The organism is Dellaglioa sp. BT-FLS60 (genome assembly GCF_054941065.1).
Window position 1 is genome coordinate 132,737 of sequence record NZ_JBSOLI010000034.1, and the last position, 21,112, is coordinate 153,848.

Annotated in this window: 17 protein-coding genes; 8 read left to right on the plus strand and 9 right to left on the minus strand. The window is 33.3% G+C overall.

What is annotated here, in order from left to right:
* Nucleotides 1-54 precede the first annotated feature (54 nt).
* From ACVQ8P_RS06215 to ACVQ8P_RS06235, 5 genes are all read right to left on the minus strand, one after another.
* Complete coding sequence (locus ACVQ8P_RS06215) at nt 55-894, minus strand: PRD domain-containing protein (protein ID WP_462298288.1); 840 nt, start codon at nt 892-894, stop codon at nt 55-57.
* 26 nt (nt 895-920) lie between these two features.
* On the minus strand, nt 921-2,366 hold the full coding sequence (locus ACVQ8P_RS06220) for a glycoside hydrolase family 1 protein (protein WP_462298289.1): 1,446 nt from the start codon (nt 2,364-2,366) through the stop codon (nt 921-923).
* Between the two features lie 38 nt (nt 2,367-2,404).
* Nucleotides 2,405-4,183 (minus strand): beta-glucoside-specific PTS transporter subunit IIABC, encoded by a 1,779-nt coding sequence (locus ACVQ8P_RS06225; protein ID WP_462298291.1) that lies wholly within the window; start codon nt 4,181-4,183, stop codon nt 2,405-2,407.
* A gap of 274 nt (nt 4,184-4,457) precedes the next feature.
* Nucleotides 4,458-4,874, minus strand: coding sequence for an SRPBCC family protein (locus tag ACVQ8P_RS06230; RefSeq protein ID WP_462298292.1), 417 nt, complete (start codon nt 4,872-4,874; stop codon nt 4,458-4,460).
* Between the two features lie 77 nt (nt 4,875-4,951).
* A complete protein-coding gene (locus ACVQ8P_RS06235; RefSeq protein WP_462298294.1) occupies nt 4,952-5,776 on the minus strand; it encodes a helix-turn-helix domain-containing protein in 825 nt (274 codons plus the stop codon).
* A 190-nt stretch (nt 5,777-5,966) separates the two neighbouring features.
* Between ACVQ8P_RS06235 and ACVQ8P_RS06240 the strand changes: the two genes are divergently transcribed.
* From ACVQ8P_RS06240 to ACVQ8P_RS06260, 5 genes are all read left to right on the plus strand, one after another.
* Nucleotides 5,967-7,457: a glycoside hydrolase family 1 protein gene (locus ACVQ8P_RS06240; protein ID WP_462298295.1), complete on the plus strand. Its 1,491-nt coding sequence runs from the start codon at nt 5,967-5,969 to the stop codon at nt 7,455-7,457.
* 115 nt (nt 7,458-7,572) lie between these two features.
* Nucleotides 7,573-9,324 (plus strand): BglG family transcription antiterminator, encoded by a 1,752-nt coding sequence (locus tag ACVQ8P_RS06245; protein ID WP_462298296.1) that lies wholly within the window; start codon nt 7,573-7,575, stop codon nt 9,322-9,324.
* A 152-nt stretch (nt 9,325-9,476) separates the two neighbouring features.
* Entirely contained in the window at nt 9,477-11,276 is a 1,800-nt protein-coding gene (locus tag ACVQ8P_RS06250) for a beta-glucoside-specific PTS transporter subunit IIABC (protein ID WP_462298297.1), read from the plus strand.
* An 11-nt stretch (nt 11,277-11,287) separates the two neighbouring features.
* The gene (locus ACVQ8P_RS06255; protein WP_462298299.1) at nt 11,288-12,748 is read left to right on the plus strand and encodes a glycoside hydrolase family 1 protein; all 1,461 of its coding nucleotides are present in this window, start codon (nt 11,288-11,290) and stop codon (nt 12,746-12,748) included.
* A 155-nt stretch (nt 12,749-12,903) separates the two neighbouring features.
* Nucleotides 12,904-13,761 (plus strand): hypothetical protein, encoded by an 858-nt coding sequence (locus tag ACVQ8P_RS06260; protein ID WP_462298301.1) that lies wholly within the window; start codon nt 12,904-12,906, stop codon nt 13,759-13,761.
* A 139-nt stretch (nt 13,762-13,900) separates the two neighbouring features.
* On the opposite strand, the gene ACVQ8P_RS06265 is transcribed toward ACVQ8P_RS06260, so the two are convergent.
* Both ACVQ8P_RS06265 and ACVQ8P_RS06270 read right to left on the minus strand, forming a co-directional pair.
* On the minus strand, nt 13,901-14,254 hold the full coding sequence (locus tag ACVQ8P_RS06265) for a YrdB family protein (RefSeq protein ID WP_462298303.1): 354 nt from the start codon (nt 14,252-14,254) through the stop codon (nt 13,901-13,903).
* Nucleotides 14,255-14,485: 231 nt separating this feature from the next.
* Nucleotides 14,486-15,478 (minus strand): LacI family DNA-binding transcriptional regulator, encoded by a 993-nt coding sequence (locus ACVQ8P_RS06270; protein ID WP_462298305.1) that lies wholly within the window; start codon nt 15,476-15,478, stop codon nt 14,486-14,488.
* A 128-nt stretch (nt 15,479-15,606) separates the two neighbouring features.
* Here ACVQ8P_RS06270 and ACVQ8P_RS06275 point away from each other — a divergent pair, with 128 nt between their 5' ends.
* Both ACVQ8P_RS06275 and galT read left to right on the plus strand, forming a co-directional pair.
* On the plus strand, nt 15,607-16,773 hold the full coding sequence (locus ACVQ8P_RS06275; RefSeq protein WP_462298306.1) for a galactokinase: 1,167 nt from the start codon (nt 15,607-15,609) through the stop codon (nt 16,771-16,773).
* A 24-nt stretch (nt 16,774-16,797) separates the two neighbouring features.
* Complete coding sequence (gene galT, locus ACVQ8P_RS06280; protein WP_462298308.1) at nt 16,798-18,282, plus strand: UDP-glucose--hexose-1-phosphate uridylyltransferase; 1,485 nt, start codon at nt 16,798-16,800, stop codon at nt 18,280-18,282.
* Nucleotides 18,283-18,366: 84 nt separating this feature from the next.
* Here the strand turns inward: galT and ACVQ8P_RS06285 are convergent, their stop codons facing one another.
* Both ACVQ8P_RS06285 and ACVQ8P_RS06290 read right to left on the minus strand, forming a co-directional pair.
* Nucleotides 18,367-19,209: an alpha/beta fold hydrolase gene (locus ACVQ8P_RS06285; RefSeq protein WP_462298309.1), complete on the minus strand. Its 843-nt coding sequence runs from the start codon at nt 19,207-19,209 to the stop codon at nt 18,367-18,369.
* 31 nt (nt 19,210-19,240) lie between these two features.
* Entirely contained in the window at nt 19,241-20,242 is a 1,002-nt protein-coding gene (locus ACVQ8P_RS06290) for an NADP-dependent oxidoreductase (RefSeq protein ID WP_462298311.1), read from the minus strand.
* Nucleotides 20,243-20,363: 121 nt separating this feature from the next.
* Here ACVQ8P_RS06290 and ACVQ8P_RS06295 point away from each other — a divergent pair, with 121 nt between their 5' ends.
* Entirely contained in the window at nt 20,364-20,912 is a 549-nt protein-coding gene (locus tag ACVQ8P_RS06295; protein ID WP_462298312.1) for a TetR/AcrR family transcriptional regulator, read from the plus strand.
* Nucleotides 20,913-21,112 lie beyond the last annotated feature (200 nt).

Here is a 21,112-nt window from a genome sequence, read left to right on the forward strand (position 1 = left end):
TTAAAAAGTGGCCAGAGCTTCTAAAATAAGAAGTTCTGGCCACTTTTATGTTTATTACGCAGACATATTTCGTTGAATGTGAACAATTAGATAGGTAAGTTCCTCGCTAGTCACTTTTAAATGATAATGGGCATCTAAAAACGTCAATATTTTAATTGCAATCTTTGTAGCTGCTGGATAGGCAGAAACTAAATGATTGTGCATAATAGTGTCATCAGTGTCCAATTGTTTATTACTAAGGATTCGTTGTGCAAAGAATTTAATATGGGTTAATAGTCGTTGGTAGCTGATTGAATTTTGAGATAATTCAAGTTGGCCTCCCATAGAAATAATAGTCATTATTTCATTTATTAATTTAGTAATTTCTATACTATTTGCTGAATTGAGACTATCTTGTTCAGAATTTATAATGTGAAAGGCTATACTAGCTGCTTCTTCTTTTGGTAATTTAACAGTAAAATTTTTATTAATTAAACTAACTGCTTTTTCGCCAATTTTAAATTCTATTGGATAGTAACTTTTGACTTCCCAATAAAGTTTATTTTTAAAGGATAGTCCTTGTTCTAAGCGTTCTAAAGAAAAATTAATATGATCCATTAATGAGAACGTAAGGGTCTTATTAAGTGGTGTTGCAATTTGAGTGGTAGCATATTTAACAATTTGTTGAGTGATATCAACGATACTTTCTGGAATACTGGACAGTAAATTTTCCATCTGTTGAATTTCAGGATTGGTAACAGGAACAAATAGTTGATTGATAGATTCGTTACTGATTTCAGAACCAGCTTTTGTTCCATAACCAATACCTTTTCCTAAGACAATTACTTCCTCACCTTTAGTATCTTGGGCTAAAACGACACTGGAATTTAAAACTTTTTTAATAATTAAATTCATTGTCTCTCCACCCCCAGAATATTAATTTATAGGTCAGCTCCATTTGAAGCAATTATATTTTTATACCAATCAAATGAATCTTTAAGATATCGTTTACCACTACCATGGCCTTCATCATCTAAATCAACATATATAAAGCCATAACGTTTGCTCATTTGTGAGGTGCTAGCGCTAACGAGATCAATTGGAGCCCAACTTGTATATCCCAATAAATCAACACCAGCATCAACTGCCTTTTTCATTTCTGATAAATGAGCTTGGAAATAATCAATTCGATATTGATCATGAATTTGATGATCTGATTCCAGTATATCACGAGAACCCATTCCATTTTCAACAATGAATAAAGGTTTCTCATAGCGATCATAAAGTTCGATTAATGAAATGCGAAGGCCAACTGGATCAACAGTCCAACCCCAGTCTGTTGATTTTAAGTAAGGATTTTTACCGCCAACGATAGTATTACCACTAGTCATTTCTAACCCACTTTCGTCACCAGCAGCAAGCATTGACATATAGTAACTAAATGAAATGAAATCAACGGGATTATCTCTAATGAGCGCCAATTCTTCATCAGTCATTATTAATTGAATATTATTTTTTTTGAAAAATTGAAGAATTAATTTAGGATATTTACCTTTAACTTGAACATCAGCACAATAATAATTCATTAGATTTTTATTCAATGCTGATAGAATGTCTTCAGGTTTAGCAGTAGCTGAATACGTAGTTAATTTTGTGAGCATACAGCCAACTTGACTGTTAGGAATAATTTCATGACATAATTTTGTTACCATTGCAGAGGCTACAAATTGGTTATGAAGTGCTTGATATTCATCTTGTTCTAAATTCTTACTCTTGTCAGGAACGATACCGGCAGATGTAAATGGATGACGGGTAACACTATCAATTTCATTGAAAGTTAACCAATACTTAACATCAGAAAAGCTTTCAAAACAAACTTTAGAGAATTTAATAAAAGCATCGATAACATGTTTAGAAGTCCAACCGTTATATTTTAAACTTAAATTTAATGGCATCTCATAATGTGATAATGTGACTAAAGGTTCAATATTATGTGCTTTTAATTCTTTAATGACATGTTGATAGTGTTCAATACCTGCTTGATTAGGTTTTTTTTCGTCTCCCTCTGGGAAGATTCGAGACCAAGCAATTGAAAAGCGTAATGTTTTAAATCCCATTTTGGCGAATAATTCGATGTCTTCTTTATAGTAATGATAGCCATCTATACCACGGCGTTTAGGATAACGTGCGTCGGTTTTATCTGTCATTGCCTGTTTAATTGTTTCTGTATTGATGGCAACTTGTTTCTTATAATCTTTTACATCAACGTTTGGTTGATACATGGCAATATCTGCGACTGATAAGCCTTTTTTATCAGCATTCCAAGCACCTTCATATTGATTTGCGGCAATCGCGCCACCCCATAAAAAATCTTTTCTAAATCCCATTTATATTACTCCTTTTATATAATTATTTATTATTATTATTATGCTAATTGAGTTACTGTAGGAAAATTAAGCTTGTCATCGTTGTAAGCCGTGACAATCATCATGACGGTCGGATCAAATCCGGCTTTTTTAATTTCGTCTAAATCAAATTGAATCAGAATATCGCCTTTTTTAACTATTTGACCTTCAGTGACCTTTGTATGGAAATATTTCCCTTGGAGTTTAACTGTGTCTAAACCAATGTGGAAAAGAATTTCTGCACCACCGGTTGATTTAAGTCCTAATGCATGACCTGTTTCATAAACCATCATAATATTTCCATCAACAGGTGAGAAAAGGGTCCCATCTTGAGGCTGAACAGCAATACCTTCACCTAAAATACCGCTAGAGAAGACGCTATCATTTACTTCGGTTAGTGGAATTACAGTACCTTTAATTGGAGAAATTAGTGTTTCAGTTAAATCATTTTCTTTTTGATCATCTTTCCAAAAGATGAACCCAATAATGAATGAGAGTATTAATGAAGCTATGAACATCCAAACTGCATGGACTAAATTTGAAGGATTACTTTTGTCGACATACATTGGCAGGCTAGCTAATCCAGGACCAACAAGAGCAAAAGCTTCAATACCCAAAAGCCCAATTGCACCACCACAGAAGAAACTACTTACCATAACACTACCTAAAGCACGTTTATTTTGGAGTGTAATTCCATATAACGCTGGTTCGGTAATTCCAAAGAAGGCAGATATACCAGCAGAAATTGCAGTTGCACGAATTTTTTCATCTTTTGTTTTAAGTGCAATGGCAAAACAAACCCCAGATTCAGACATATTATGTGCTAATGAAGCAGGAAGATAGAGTAATTCTTTTCCAATTGAACTCATTGAAGCAACAACGTAAGGAATCATCGCTTTATGCATTCCCGTAGCAACCATTAATGGTAAAACAGCAGCTAGTAGGGCAGTTGCTACGAAACCAAAATGTTTGAATAGGAATAAGATAATAGCAGCAAAGCCTTGACCAAAGTAGAATCCTAGTGGTCCTAAGATAACTAATGTAACAGGAACTGCAATGGACATACATAACAAAGGTACTAAGAAAATGCGAACAGGTTTGGGACACCATTTAGTAATATATTTTTCAAGTAAGGCATAAAATAAGACAGTTAAGATGGCGGAAAATACTTGGGAAGAGTAAGTAACGTTAGTAATTTCTAGGCCAAATAAATGGACACCTTTAGTTAAGGCAGTAACCATATCTGGAAGTACCAGTGCACTAACAGTTGAAACAGCAACTAACAGGTTAACATTTAATTTTTGAGCGGTTGTAATTGCAACTAGAATGGGTAGGAAGTACAGTGGGGCGCCACCAACAAAATTTAAAACTTGATATATATCACTTTTTTCACTCATCCATCCAAAAAGTGAAAATAACATTAGCAGTGATTTTAAAACGCCACCACCAGCAATGGCTGGGACTAAGGGTTGGAAAATGGCAATAATAAAATCAAGTAAAATTTGATACCATTTTTGTTTAGGTAAATTGGTGTTTCTAGGTTGATTATTAATTTTTCCAAGTTGACTCATTACTGCATCGTACATTTCAACGACTGCATTTCCAATAATTACTTGGCATTGTCCTGCAGCGATTACGGCACCTAAAACACCTTCTACTTTTTTGAGATTTTCTAAATCTGCTTTATCAAAATCATTAAGTGTAAAACGTAATCGAGTAGAACAATGAATTAATTTAGCAATATTTTCTTTACCACCTACGTGTTTGATAATTAGCTTAGCACTATCTGTATAATTCATAAGTATTAATCCTTTCAAGTTGAAGTGAGGCTTTTTTATTTTGCGCAAAATAAAAAGGATCTAAAAATAGCATCGCTAGTCATGAATGCATTGTATTGCACTTGATTAGCTTAGCCACCTTCAGATCCTGCCTAATTTAATAGTTACATGTCTTAAGATATCTAATAATTATTATTTACCACAAATTAATTGTAACCGTTTTCTTTTTAAATCACAACCTTTTAATTAAGGTTTAAAATAATTTAAACAAATTATTTTCTGGGGTATTGATTACTTAATTATTTTCGAGGACTTTTTTCAGTCCTTGTAAGTTTGCATTAAAGGCATGTTTGGCAATTGGTGTGAGTAATTTTAAGGGTAGGTGAGTGTTACTATTTTTAGATAGGTAAAGACGCTCTTCGACCAATATTTTAGTGCCTTCACTTGTTAAAATGAAACTTAATGTATATTCTAGTTTGCCTCCTGTACTTTGGTAAAAGATTGTATCATTTTCAATATTAACAGAAATTTGTTCATTTTTATTTAAAGCAGAATCCGTTCTGTGAATACTAAATTTTTTATCAGTAAGTGGATCAACTTGAATAATATCCGGGACCCATTTGAGTAAAAACTTCGGATTTTGTAAAAATAAAGCAACTTTTTCTTTGCTTGTTTCGATTGAAATAATAGTTGAGAATAATGATTCATTCATAAATTGAAGCCTCCTTTTATTTGATGGCTTCAGTTTATCTAATCTATAAAGAAACTTAAAATCAGTATTCTGATAATTTAAATTTCTTTGTAGATTTTTTCGTTAAAAAGATCAGTTAATAATTGTTGTCGCTGAGTAGCTGCCAAAAGTTTATTATTATCTTCAGCTTTTTTGGCAATCTGTGCCATTAAATAAAAAGAGTTGGCCAGCATATAATGAGAGTTGTGTTCGGTGGCAAAGGTAATTGTTTTGTCTATCCAGTTAAGGGATGCGGTGTAATCAGCGCGTTCAAAATAAATAAGTGAGGTTAAATAAAACAAAATATTTTGATTTTCTTCATAAGGTAATTGAGCAAAATTTTTAAAAGTTTGCTCAATATAGTTCTGGGTCATTTCTTTAAAAGATTGTTTTGCATAGATAAAAGCTAAAGAAATTGTGCCAAGTCGAGTGAGCGTATCAGGTAAATGATGATTGCTAGAAGCGAGAGATAGTTTGATGGCATTTTCGGCATTAGTAAATGTGGCTTCAGTGTGTAGGGAGGCAACACCGAGATAATAATAGTAAGCCTGTAATTGTTGATCCGTTTTTAAATCACTAATGACAGATTTTTTATTGAGAAAATTACGTAATTCGGCGTATTGGTGCTGATTACATAAAGTATTAACGCGTTTATTAAATTGATTTTCTGAGCTAATATCAAAGTTTTCTAAAAGGCTTATCTGGTCCAAATCGATGGAAAGTTTCTGACATAAATGAATTAATAATTGTGCATTGGGCATGTATTTATTAGTTTCAATAGCACTAAGCATTGATTGTGCACAAATATCTCTGGAAACTTCTTTTTGAGATAAGTGTTGTGTTTTGCGAGTTTCTTGTAAGATTGAGCCAAGTGTATTTTGCATACTAAACTCCTTTCAGTTTAATTTTACATGTGTTGTTTAATTAGGATGGTAACATACTTTTAATCTTAGAAAATACTTTGTACATAAATAGTTAGCTTTGGTGGAGAAATTTATTGGATAGAATAGTTGGAATGAAAGCGTTATATTTAACTTATCATAAAATATCTATTTCAAGGAGGAGTTAGACACTATGCAAGCAGAAAACGTATTTCCAAAAAACTTTTTATGGGGTGGTGCAATTGCAGCCAACCAGGCAGAAGGTGCTTGGTTGGAAGATGGTAAATTACCTAATGTTACAGATACGGTTGTTGGTATTATGTCGAAAAATCCAAGTATTAAATGGAATAAGGAAAAAAGTATTTGGGAACTTGATTTAAAAGACGATATGGCATACTTATCACATGAAGCTATTGATTTTTATCATCGATTTGAAGAAGACATTAAGATGATGAGTGAGATGGGATTTAATTCATTCCGGACAAGTATTTCATGGTCACGAATTTTTCCTCGTGGAGATGAAAATGAACCAAATGAATTAGGACTAGCATTTTACGATAGACTATTTGATACATTATTAGATTATGGAATGGCCCCTGTTATTACACTAAGTCATTATGAAACACCACTTGCACTGGTTGGTGAATATGGTGGCTGGACAAATCGCTTATTAGTTGATTTCTTTGAAAAATATGCAATAACGGTTTTTGAAAGATATAAAGGTAAAGTTAAATATTGGATGACATTTAATGAAATAAATAACGCCTTTAGAATGCCTTATGTTTCAGCTGGAATTATATCATTTCCGCCAACAGATCCACAAAAACCTTTTGGAGATATTGATGATAAAGCAATTTATCAGGCTTGTCATCATCTTTTTTTAGCGAATGCTATTGCAACAAAAAGATTAGCGGAAATTGATTCGGAAGCAAAAATGGGAGTCATGTGTAGTTTTTCAGCATTAGCAACGTATTCATCTAATTCAGATCCAGAAAATGTTTTTGGCACAATGGAATTTCGTAGGAAATCTTGGTTTTTTACTGATGTTATGTGTAGAGGGCATTACCCAAGTTATATTCATAGAATTTGGGATGAAGAAGATGTGGCTCCAGAAATCTTGGCAGGTGATCTTGACCTTTTAAAAGAGAATACCGCAAATTATATTGCGTTTAGTTATTACAGAAGTGCAGTTTACGATAAGTCAGCAAAAATGCGCGTTGATACTGGTGGTGCGAATGGATTCGACAATCCATTTTTAAAAGAAAAATCGCCGGAACCATGGAGCTGGCCTATCGATCCAAAGGGACTAAGATTTGTTATGAATGAACTAACTGATCGTTATGAATTACCTTTGTTTATTGTTGAAAATGGGTTAGGACTTGCAGAAACACCAGATAATAATAATGAAATTAGTGATGTTGAAAGATGTCGTTATTTGCAAATGCATGTTCGAGAAATGGCAGAGGCGATAAAAGATGGCTGTATTTTGTTAGGATACTTGTGGTGGGGACCTATTGATATTGTGTCAGCTGGAACAGGTGAGATGAAGAAGCGTTATGGTTTCATTTACGTAGATCGACATAATGATGGAACGGGTGACTTACATCGACAAAAGAAAGATAGTTTCAATTATTACAAGCAAGTTATTGCATCTAATGGTACTGAAATTGAAATAAATATATAAATAGGTCTCTTAATTTTAACTTTGTACTTTGTTATAAGATAAAATTGAGAGGCTTTTTAATTACAAGTCGTTATTGTTATAATGAGCACACTGTGGTTAATGTGGAGGTAACATTATGGAAATGAGTAAACGGCAAATTCAAATTGTGACGCAATTAGTAAATGAACATGGTTGGTTAACTAGTGAAAAGATTGCTAAAAATATTGGAACTAGTAAGAAAACAATTCAATTTGAAATGAAAATATTAACTAATGAGTTTGAAAAATACGTTGTTCTTCAAAGCAATAAAAGGACTGGGTACCGAATCGAATCTATTTCTGATGATTTTAAAAAATATATTATTGAAGAAGTTAAAACATATGAAAGTTATTCCAGTATGAATGCTAGAGCGTCTGCAATTATTATATTTTTACTGTTTCAAAAAGCATATGTCAGTATGCAATATGTAGCTGATATTTTTTTCTTATCTAAGACTGCAGTTTCAATTGAGATAAAAACAATTCAAAGATGGATGGCCCGGAATTCTGAAATTAGTATTGATATTTCTGGTAATGATGGGTTAAAAATGATTGCTACAGAAAATATGAAACGAATTTTTGGCTCAATGGTAGGAACAGAGAAAGTTATGGAAGAAGCCCATTTAGAAAAAAATGAAGTGCAGTTATATATAAAGCTAGTTCCAATTATTAAAAAAGTTGTTAGAGAGACCTTGATTCGATATAAATATGTTGTTTCAGGAGAAGATTTTAAGAGAATTAATAGATACATTATTATCAGTATTGTACGGCAAGACGCTGGATGGAAAATTACGGAAGAAATTAAGATGTCAGAAAATCTACCTCTTGTGACCTATTTGGTTCATGCGATGGAAGATGAAGTAGATATATCTTTTGATAGCTTAGAAAAAAAAGCATTAGCAAATCGATTATTGGACTTCAACTATCTTTATGGTGATGGTGATACAAATGAACAAATTGATTCTGAACTTCGATTATTTGAACAAAAAATAATTTCAACATTAAATTTACCAACTAATAGTTTATTTCAAGAATCTGAATTTTTGGTTTCTCATATTAAACAGATGAAAATTAGAATTGCTTCTGGGCATAATGCAATGAATCATTTTGCAAAGAAAACGGCGCAAAATTATCCATTAGAAACACATTTGATAAAAAAATATTTTCCAACTTATTTTATGATTAAACCTAATAATGCAGAAACAGCGTATCTCGTTTTATATTTAGCAGCAGCTTTAGAACAATATAAAAAAGCTGTGACAGGGTTAATTATTAGTAATCAACCGTTTAGCATTTTAAATACATTAAATGTACAAATTAATGAACTTTTGGGTCATCAAGGGCAAAAATTTAATATAGAACCGGTTTATCTTTATGAAATTCAATCAGAAAATATAGATGATTATGACGTTATTTTAACAACAGAGCAAGAAATTATTTTTGAAAATTCACGATTTATATTTTTAAGTAGTGTGTTGGACGAAAATGAAATGGATAATCTTTCTAATTTATTGGTAGAGAGAATTCAAATATTAAGAGAGTATAAAAAAAAGCAACTTTTGGATAAGTATTTTGTTGATGACAATAAAATAGAAGTATATAAAAAAATTAGTAATTATCAAGATTTGTTACCAAAAATTAAAGAGACAACAACTCAATTAATAGGCGATGAAACGCTATTAATATGTTTAGTTGAAGAAAAAGCGACAACCAAAATTTTACAATTTAATTTACATGAATATATTAATTATCATCAAAAAAAGATTAAAAGAATTATTTATGCTGAATATGATACTACTCAAAATAATAGCTTGTTATTTTTTTATTGTATTGTAGAAATTTTAAAATAAAAAATAAGAATATTTTTGATTAATTATTCAATAAATCTACCTTGTAGAAGAGATATCAATTGAATTGTTTTCGATATGTGCAGAACATATACTTAATACATAAAGAAAGCGCATTCTTTTTATTAATTTTCTAACAAAAAGGAGATCGTATAATGGATAATAAAAAAATTTCAGCATCAATTCTTAAAGGTGTCGGGGGAGAAGCTAATGTAGACAATGTTTATCATTGTGCTACGCGGTTACGTTTTACTCTTAAAGATGATAAGTTAGCGAATAAAGACGGTATCGAAGCATTAGAGGGTGTTATTACAGTTGTAGAGTCTGGAGGGATGTTCCAAGTTGTTATTGGAAATAATGTTAATAATGTTTATGAAGCAATGGTTGATAATTCAAGTTTAGGGAACTCAGATCAACGAAACGATGAACCTAAAAAGAAACAAGGACTACTAAATTCATTTTTAGATATGATTGCTGGTGTCTTTGCTCCAACTCTTGGTGTGTTAGCAGGTAGTGGATTAATTAAAGGTGTGTTAGTACTGCTAACAAGTTTAGGGGTCTTAACAGATAAGTCTGGGACGTATATCGTACTAAATGCGGCAGCAGATACCTTCTTTTATTTTCTACCAGTATTCTTAGCTTATACAGCTGCTAAGAAATTCAAAACAGATCCGTTTATTGCAATGACGTTAGGTGCCTCTTTAATTTATCCAACAATTGTTGCTGCCTATACAGATAAAATGAGTCTAGATTTTGTAGGTATTCCAGTAATTTTAGCAAAATACACAAGTACAGTAATTCCGGCAATTTTAGCAGTTTGGGTACTGTCATATTTGGAGAGATTTATTCGAAGACATTTACATGAGAGTGTTGTAAATTTATTAACGCCATTTTTTAGTTTGATTATTATGGTTCCTTTGACATTAATGGTAGTTGGGCCAATTGCCGATTATGCAAGTCAATTAATTGCTAGTGGCTACTCGGCTATTTATAATTTTAGTCCAATTCTTTCAGGAGCCGCAATTGGTGGATTATGGCAAGTATTAGTTATCTTTGGGCTACATTGGGGACTCGTACCTGTTATGACAAATAATATTTCTTTTTATGGTCGAGATACTTTGGGACCCGGATGTATGACAGCTGTTGCTGCTCAAGCAGGAGCCGTATTCGCAGTATTTTTAAAGACAAAAGATACAAAATTAAAGTCATTGAGCTTATCTTCGTTTATAAGTGCTCTGTTTGGAATTACAGAGCCAGCAGTTTACGGGGTTACATTAAAATATAAAAAGCCATTCATCATTGCTTGTTTAACCGGAGCAGTTTTTGGAGGAGTTGCAGGAGCTGCAGGTTCCGCTGCAGTATCTGTAGCCACAAGAAGTGTCCTATCGTTCCCAATTTATATTGGTAAAGGATTTGCTTGGTTAGTAGCTTGTTATTTCTTAGCTATGATAACTTCATGTATTTTGACTTATTTATTTGGATATAAAGATGAAGTCGTAGTAACTGAAGATAAAATTGAAAAGAAGCCAGTTGAATTACATTCACCAGCTAAAGGAAAGATTATTGATTTAATGAATGTTAATGATGCAACTTTTGCAAGCGGAGCATTAGGAGATGGATTTGCTGTCGAACCAACAGAAGGTAATGTTTACAGTCCAATTAGTGGAGAAATTATTTCAGTTTTTCCGACAAAACATGCAATAGGAATAGTTGGTGACAACGGAGCAGAAATTCTTGTCCATATTGGAATTGATACTGTTAATTTGAATGGTAAATATTTCGAATCAAAGGTCCAAGATGGTCAAAAGATTAATGCAGGGGACTTATTGACGACGTTTGATTTGGAGGCACTGAAAGAAAATGGTTATGATCCAACAATTATGGTTATCGTCACAAATAGTAACAGAGTATCTGATATAACCATTAGTGACGATAATGTAGTTGCTACAAACTAGGAGGGATTGCTATGAGTAAATTTCCAGAAGGCTTTATGTGGGGTGGCGCAACAGCTGCTAATCAAGTAGAGGGTGCTTGGAATATTGATGGAAAAGGAATGAGTGTAGCAGATGTAGCTAAATTTAAGCCAAATGTTGATAAAGCAGATTATGTGTCACAATGGCATACTTATCCAGAAGATGTTATTGCGGCAAGAAATACTGATGATGAACAATTGTATCCTAAAAGGCATGGAATTGATTTTTATCATCATTTTGAAGAAGATATTGCTTTATTTGCAGAAATGGGTTTTAAATGCTATCGATTATCGATAGCGTGGTCACGAATCTTTCCAAATGGTGATGAGGAAGAACCTAATGAACTTGGATTGGCTTATTATGATAAGGTATTTGCTACGTTAAAAAAATACAACATTGAGCCTATTGTGACACTATCTCATTATGAGATGCCATTGCATCTAGTTGAAGAGTATGGCGGCTGGGCAAACCGACGATTAGTGGAATTTTTTGTTCATTACTCGAAGGTCTGTATTAATCGGTTTAGTCATACTGTTCGTTACTGGTTGAGTTTTAACGAAATTGATAGTGCATTCAGACATGCGTTCACAACTGTCGGTATTATTGAAGAAAATTATTCAAGTAAAATAAAAGCTGAAGAAGCAATTTATCAATCTCTGCATCATCAGTTTTTAGCAAGTGCTTTAATTACTAGGTACCTAAAAGAAAATTATCCAACTAGTGAATTAGGTTGTATGGTAACCAAAACGATGACGTATCCCGAAACGTGTAAGCCAGAAGATATCTATTTAGCACAGAAAGATAATCGAATGAATTTTTTCTTCACTGACGTACAAGTAAAAGGAATTTATCCAATATTTATTCTTAAATATTGGAAAGATAATTATTTTGATATTAAGATGGGCTTGAATGATTTAAAAGTGTTGGAAGAAAATACAGTTGATTTTATTTCATTCAGTTATTATATGTCAATAGTTCAAAGTTCAGAGGCTGATCAAAGAGAAAAAGTGGGCGGTAATTTAACAACAGGTGTGAAAAACCCTTATTTACCTATTACAGATTGGGGTTGGCAAGTTGATCCTAAAGGGTTACAAATATCATTAATTGATTTATATGATAGGTACAATAAACCATTATGGATTGTTGAAAATGGATTAGGATATAATGATAAAGTTGAAGTGGATGGTTCAGTTCAAGATGATTATCGAATTGAATATTTTCGTAACCATTTTCAAGCTATTTCCGATGCCATTGAAGATGGGGTTGATGTTAGAGGATATACCTCATGGGGATGTATTGATTTAGTTAGCGCTTCAACGTCGCAAATGAGTAAAAGATATGGTTTCATTTATGTAGATTTAGATGATTTTAATCAAGGAACGTTAAAACGGACGAAAAAGAAATCATTTGATTGGTATCATGATGTAATAAAATCAAATGGATCTAAATTATAATAAATTACTACTTACTTTAATTTAAAGCATTTTGTAGCCAAAAGGTTATGAGAGGCTTTATTTTTATAGCCTATTATTATTCAATTACGTCGAGTATAATTGGATTTACTAAAGTAATTATTAAAACATCAGAATTTATCAAAGGGGATATAAAAATGCGGGAAGAATTCCAAAGTCAAAATAACGGAACTAATCGTCGAGACAATCACAGAGGTCTTAATAGTTGGTTATCGTTTTTCTTAAGTCTTAGTCTTATCATTTTGTTTGTGACAAGTGTCTTGAAAATGACAGTTTTGAATCAAAAATATACGGAGGATAAAGTTTTAACGGATGCCAATGTTTCACTTGTGGCAACAGAGATGAATGATGAAATTTCAAATATCGCAGCTTACAATAATATACCAGCGTCAACTGTGAAAAATGCGTTAACGGATCAACAGGCTAAAGATATCGCAAAAACAAGTATTAGCAATGTTTATGCGGGTAAAAAAACAATCATTAATGCAAATGAGATTACGCAACAAGTTGCTAGTAACGTTATGAAAAAAACAGATACATCAAATCTAACGGCTAAGGCAGAAGCCACTAATCTTATTGCTGTATTTAAAAGTAATCTCAGTCGGTATTTAACGAATCAAATTCAAACACCCTATCTATCAAAGGTTTCCGCAATGTTTAGTTCTACGAAAGCAACGGTTCAAACATTCTTTTTAGATAGTTTAATTGCGTCAGTTATTTTCGTGTTACTTTTATTAGTTATTAATCGTGCGTTCTTTATTCCTCTTAAATATGTGGGATCTAGCGCAATTTGGAGTGGTATCTTAGTTGCAATTGGAGCAGCAATTGCTTTATATAGTGGCTTGATTGGGCTCGTTTCTGATCGAGCATCAGTCTTTACTGATATTGTGAATAACTATATTAGTGCGACATTCAATACAATGCTAATGGGTAGTTTAATCATGGTTGTCGTTGGATTGATAGCCTGGTTAATTGGTCGTAATAAAAATAGGTAAATAAATAGGTCTAAATAAACCGTTATTGGAACAGAGTAGTCTGTCACCAATAACGGTTATTTTATAGCATAATTGCGTCTAGATAAATATGCTTAGTTATCTAAACACTAATTCATTATTACTAGGAAATCAGAAATATTTAATTGAAATATACATTATTAATATCATAAAGATGAAATGCTATATCGTTTATAAGAACTAAAATACAATAGATTATTCCTAATTTTATAGAAACAGTTTGGTAGATTAATATCGTAGTTGTCGAAAAAATAACTAACTCAATTATAAGTCTAACAATTATATTTGATTTATATGAAGATTTTGGGGCAACAAAAAATGCCCATAAAACAACAAATATTAATGGTAAAACTATACCTAATAAAATATTAAAAGGCATACTAAATTCAGAAAAGCCAACACATACTATAATAATAAAAGTCATTACCTCTATAAGAAATCGTACTCCTAAATTTAAAGCTGCTAATTTAGTCAATATTGTCACCTTCTTTTAATTTTTAATACTAATTTAGACCTTATTTAAAAACTATGTAACCGCTTCTTGTGCATTGTATCATACTTAATAATTCTATTTTATTAAATATAGCGAGCCCAACTCTTTCATTCAATAGTTCTAATAGTTCTAGACATTGTAGTGTTCACAAACAACAGTTAAAAGAGAGCAAAAATAGGCCATCTCAGAATTTATTTCTGAAATGGCCTATTTTTATTTAGAACTATTTCTAAGCGTTAAGGTTGTCCCAATCGTAATGACCTGAGGGATAATATCAGTCATTGCCAGTTGATTGATTAATAATTCTGCAGCAGATTTTCCCATTTGTTCGGTATATACTTTGACGGAACTGAGTGTTGGGAAGGTGTATTCAGCAATCGAGGTATCATTAAAACTAATTAAACTCAGTTGCTCAGGGACTTTAATTGTAGATTCATTCAAGGCACGTAGGGCACCAACAGCCATTGCATCGTTGGCGATGAATAAGGCGTTTGGCAGACTGTCTGATTGTTCAGCTAATAATTTTAAAGCTAATTGGTAACCGGATTCTGGTGTGAAATCGCCCGTGTAAACCCATTCAGGATGATAATTATGAGCACTTTCTAAGTACGTTTTAAAATGAGTGAAGCGAGAATCAGGGCCTAGATTAACAGCGTCAAACGTACTTTCTTCCCCTGTAATCATCCCGATTTTTGTTAGACCTTGTGCGTTGAAATGGTCAATAACGGCTTTAACAGGCGTTTTGAAATCAGTCATAACGCAACTAATACCAGCGTCTAGTGTATTCATATCAACAAAAACTAAGTTTGAATTCATTTGTTTGAGTTCATTAATTTGAGCAGGACTGTATTTACCAATAATGATGGCGCCAAGTGCGTCAGTTAGTGAATCAAATTGATCATTTTGAAAAAAGCGTGTAATTTCATAACCGAGCTCAAGTAATTTACGTTCAATCCCAATTCGAATAGAAAGATAGTATAAATCATCTAGTTCTTCTTTTTCGGTATACCATTCAATAATAGCAATTTTACCTTGGGCTGTATGTGATTTTTTTTTATTTTTTGAGTAATTTAACCGTTCAGCTGCCTCGAAAATGCGTTTACGTGTTTCATTACCAACGGATAATGTTTGATCGTAATTTAACACACGAGAAACCGTTGCATTGGAAACTTTAGCGAGCTGTGCAATGTCTTTAAGTGTTGCCATAATTGCCTCCTAAATAGGTGATTATGCTTATTAGTTTAACATAATAAAAAAGAATAACGTAAAAAGATTGTAATTTTAGTAAATATTTAGTAAAATGAAAGCGGTTAATAAATTGGAGGAAAAATATAATGAATATTAATAATTTAAAGAGTGAATTTAAAGATGTCTATGGTGTCGATGCAAATGCAAGTTACTTCTCACCAGGTCGGATTAATTTAATTGGTGAACATACAGATTACAATGGTGGACATGTCTTTCCAACAGCAATTACTTTGGGAACATATGCAGTTGCAACAAAACGTGACGATACAACCATTAATATCATGTCTAATAATTTTAAAGATGATGGTGTTGTCTCATTTGATTTAAGTGATTTATCATACCAAAAAGAACATAATTGGGCAAATTATCCAAAAGGGATGATTGTTTATTTGCAAGAACAAGGCTATGTGATTGATAAGGGTCTAGATATTTGCCTTGAAGGTAATATTCCTAATGGTGCTGGCTTATCATCATCTGCATCAATTGAATTGTTGATGGGGGTTATTTTAGAAGATCAATTTAACTTAGAGATTGACCGTGTAGACCTTGTTAAAACAGGGATGATGGTAGAAAATAAATTTATTGGTGTCAATTCAGGAATTATGGATCAATTTGCTGTTGGTATGAGTAAAGCAAATCATGCGATCCTGTTAGATACGAATACGCTTGATTATGAGTTAGTGCCAATTGATTTAAAAGATAATGTTATTATTATTATGAATACGAATAAACGTCGTGAATTGGCAGACTCTAAATATAACGAACGTCGTAGTGAATGTGAAGCAGCATTAGCATTATTACAAGAGAAAAACGATATTAAGTCATTAGGTGATTTAGATAATGCAAGTTTCGATTTACAAACTTACTTAATTCAAAAAGAAAATCTCTTAAAACGTGCACGTCATGCGGTTTCAGAAAATCAACGAACAATCATGGCTCAAGAAGCTTTGAAAGATGAAGATTTAGTTCGTTTTGGTAAGTTAGTCAACGCATCACATGTGTCATTACAATTTGATTATGAAGTAACTGGGATTGAATTGGATACACTTGCTCATGCAGCTTGGAAACAACCTGGGGTACTTGGTGCACGAATGACTGGTGCTGGATTTGGTGGATGTGCGATTGCCATCGTTGCTAAAGATCAAGTTGACGCATTTGAAAAAGAAGTTGGTAAAATTTACGAAGAAAAAATTGGGTATGCACCAAGTTTCTATTTAGCAGAAATTTCTGATGGCGCCAAAAAATTAGATTAAGCATAAAGAGATAGAGGGAAAAATATGGATTCTAATCAATTAATTGCCAAGTTTGTCGATAAAGTCATTCAATTTGATCCAACAACTTATTCGACAGATGATAAAAATTATTTAGTGAACGTTGTTTTAGACTTGGTTGGCGAGTCAGAGATGAAAGTTTCTGAACCAGTTGACAATACGGTGATTGCTGCTAAAGATGCCTTACTTGATTTAGCAGTTAAGACTGAAAAAATTAATGATTTAGTCGCAGAACAAGATATTTTGGGTGCTAAATTAATGGATTTAGTTACGCCGCTTCCAAGTCATGTTAATAAAAGATTTTGGGATTTGTACGCCAAAAATCCAGAGCGCGCATTAGCTTATTTTTATGAATTGAGTCAAGCTAACGACTATATTAAGGTTGCCGCAATTGCGAAAAATATTGCTTATCAGGTGCCAACTAATTATGGTGATTTAGAGATTACCATTAATTTATCTAAACCTGAGAAGGATCCAAAACAAATTGCGCTAGCTAAAACAATGAAACAAACGGGTTATCCTAAATGCCAATTATGTATGGAAAACGAAGGTTATGCTGGACGTTTAGATTTTCCAGCTCGTCGCAACCATCGTATTATCCGATTTAATTTGGGCGAAGCAACATGGGGTTTCCAATATTCGCCATATGCTTATTTCAATGAACATTCAATTTTCTTGGATGAAAAGCATGAACCTATGGTCATTAATAAAAAAACATTCGAAGATTTACTACAAATTGTAAAGCAATTTCCAGGCTACTTTGCTGGGAGTAACGCTGATTTACCGATTGTTGGTGGGTCAATTTTAACGCATGAACATTATCAAGGTGGTCGTCATGATTTTCCAATGGCTAAAGCACCAATCAGTCAAGAAATGCATTTTGTCGGGTTTGATGATATTCAAGCGGGAATTGTGAAATGGCCAATGTCCGTTATTCGATTGAACGGTGAAGACTCAGAACGATTAGTTGATTTAGCAGCCAAGATTTTGACGTCATGGCAAGATTACAGTGATGCTGATGCCCAAATTTTAGCGAAAGACGCTGATGGCACACCACATCACACGGTAACGCCAATTGCTCGAATGCATGATGGGCGCTATGAATTAGATTTAGTGTTACGTGATAATCAAACTTCTGCTGAATTTCCAGATGGGATTTATCATCCACATGCTGATGTTCAACATATCAAAAAAGAAAACATTGGGCTCATTGAAGTCATGGGATTAGCCATCTTACCACCCCGTTTGAAAACTGAAATGGCAGAGGTTGAGAATTATTTGATTGATCAACCGAATACAATAGCAGCTTATCATCAAACTTGGGCTGATAAGATTAAGCGAGATAACGGGACAATCTCTAAAGAGACAGTCAACGCGCTTGTGAAAAATGAAGTTGGGAAAGTCTTCATGCGAGTACTTGAAGATGCTGGGGTCTATAAGCAAGATGACCACGGACAACAAGCCTTCGTTAAATTTATGGAACAAGTTTAAAACTAAAAAAGAGTATCGAAATTGGCGATTAAAAGCCAATTCCGGTACTCTTTTTTTAGTTTCTACAATAAGGATAGGGGACAACTATTTTTCTAAGAATGCAGTTAGTGTGTCACTGAATTCAGCATAATGTTGGAAGATACCAACGTGACCAGCATCTTTATAAATAACTAATTTGCTGCCAGGAATACGCGCAGCTAAGTCGTATGAATTAGGTGTTGGAACCATTCGATCATTATCACCATTTGCGATTAACGTTGGTTGTGTAATTTGAGATAAATCAGCTGGAGCCTCTTTGCCCCAACGGTTAATTGCTTTTAACTGTGGAAGGTAGGCAGAAATACTAATTGATTTATCGCGATCAACTTTACGTAATTTAAGTTGTTTTAAGAAAGTTTTAGCAGCCATTTTACCGTTTTTTGTACGTGTGAAGAAAAGATAAGTTTTACTATCTTTAAAGGTTACTAATCCGTGCAATATATCGATATTTGTTAGCTTGCTGACTTGATCGATACCTTTTCCACCACGAGGACCTGTGCCGGTTAAGGCTAATTTTCTAACTAATCCAGGTTCTTGTGCAACTAATTCTTGAGCAACCATGCCACCCATTGAAAGTGATAAGATATCAACTTTTGAGAAGCCCATCGCATGGATAAATGTGAGAGCATCCGTTGCCATTTCTTGAATGGTATCAGGGACTTTCCCACTAGATAGACCCACACCTTTATTGTCAAAGGCAACTAGCCAGTGTTTCTTAGCTAATGAATCCATTAAACGAGGATCCCAGTTATCTAAGTTTGCTGATAAATGAGTTAATAGGACAACGGGAATACCTGTTTTTTCGCCCATTTCTCGATAAGCAAATGTCGTGCCATCTTGTGCCGTTACGGATAGGTTTGGCGCATCAATATATGAATAATTAGTCATAATGAATCAATCTCCATTCTATAATTTTAAGTTAAAATTTAATTAATACTTTGCCGGTAGGATGACCTGATGAAACGAGTTGTAACGCTTCATTGATAGCATCAATTGAGAAAACTGTTGGGTTAACTTGTGGGACGATGTTATTTGTTTCAATAATTTTTGTCAATTCTCTTAATTGTTCAGCATCTGAGCGGACAAAGATGAAGTGATATTCGACGTCTTTTGCCTTTGCTAATCGATCCAATTTAGCACCAGCTAGTGTGAATAATAATTGTTTCCAGTAAGGTAAGTGGCGGTCAACGGCAAATCTCTTGTTAGGTCCGGATACAAGTGATAATAAACGGCCACCTGGTTTAATGATTGCTAATTCGTGTTCGAACTCATTTGGACCAAGTGTATCGATAACATAATCGACATTTGATAGAACTTTCCAGTAATCTTCTGTTTTATAATCTAAGTATTGATCGGCACCGATTGCTAATGTTGCTTCTTTTGAACGTGAGCCACCACTGACGATAACGGTTAAGCCGGCTGCTTTAGCAATTGGAATTGCCATTTGACCAAATGAACCAGAGCCACCAGGGATGAAAAGTGTTTCACCAGGTTGTGCGTCTAATTCTTCATGCAATCCTTGGTAAGCCGTAAGACCGGTTAGTGGCGCAGCTGCACCGTGATCAAAATCAAGATTTGTGGGTAATGGTGCAATTGCGTTAGAAGCTACTGCAGCATATTCAGCGATTGCGCCAATTTTTTCAAGTGGAAGTCGTGAATAAACGGCATCCCCGGGTTTAAAATTAGTAACATTTGCGCCCACTGATTCGATAGTTCCAGTTAATTCATTACCGATTGTTAAGGGGAATTTATAAGCTTGAATTAATTTGACGCTACCTGTCATAATGAGTAGTTCTAATGGGTTAACGGCAGCTGTTTTAACTTTAATTAAGACTTCGTTTTCGTTAATAGTTGGAACTGGGATGTTAGTCACTTCTGCTTTTATTTCTTTTGAATATTGGTTGATTTGAGCGGCTTTCATAATTATTCGTCTCCTTTGTCTATTTTAATAAACTGAGTATAAAATAATAAGTAACAAAAATCAATTAATGTAACTTATGGCTATGTTAGGATATAATAAAAACATAATGGAGGTAGTTCAAATGGCTAAATTAACCAATGACATGATTGTGAATATGACTGAACTTTTAGTGGCACAAATGGATACATCAGAAATTAAATTGACACAAATTGCAGATGCACTGAGTGTTTCTCATAGTGCCTTATATAAACATTTTAATAATAAGGAAGACTTGTTGGTAGCTGTGGCAAAAGCTTGGTTTAAACGAACTATTTTAAGTCAAATGACGCTTGATATCGAAACTGGAATGGATAAGAAACAAGTCTTACATGACAAGTTATGGGCTTTTACAAATGCTAAAAAGACAGCATTTAATGAAAATCCGCATATGTTTGAAATAAACACACGCTATGTAGATTCAAATCCGCTAGTTCTTCGAGAGGTTCTTTTTGATATCTTGGAAATGATTGATGAGCTGATGGATTATCATGATGCTCATTTGGAAAGAGCGGAAACCATTCTTGCGGCATTCTCTGTTTTTATGTTACCTAACTTCAAGGAAACGTGGAATTCACCTAATTATCAAGCACGTTTTGAGCAAATGTGGCAATTAATTGAAAAAGGCATTTAAAGAATGAATTATTAAATTAAGATAAATTTTTTAATCTTAATTTAATAATTCAGTGACAAATAAAATTATGTTTGTTAAGCTATTCTAATGGATTAAGATTAATTCTTGGGGATAAAAGGGGAAATTCTATGTTGGGGGTTTTATGTTAAAATAAGAGGTATGTTATTCTAACTAAAAGCTGACATGTTAATATTGCTGGA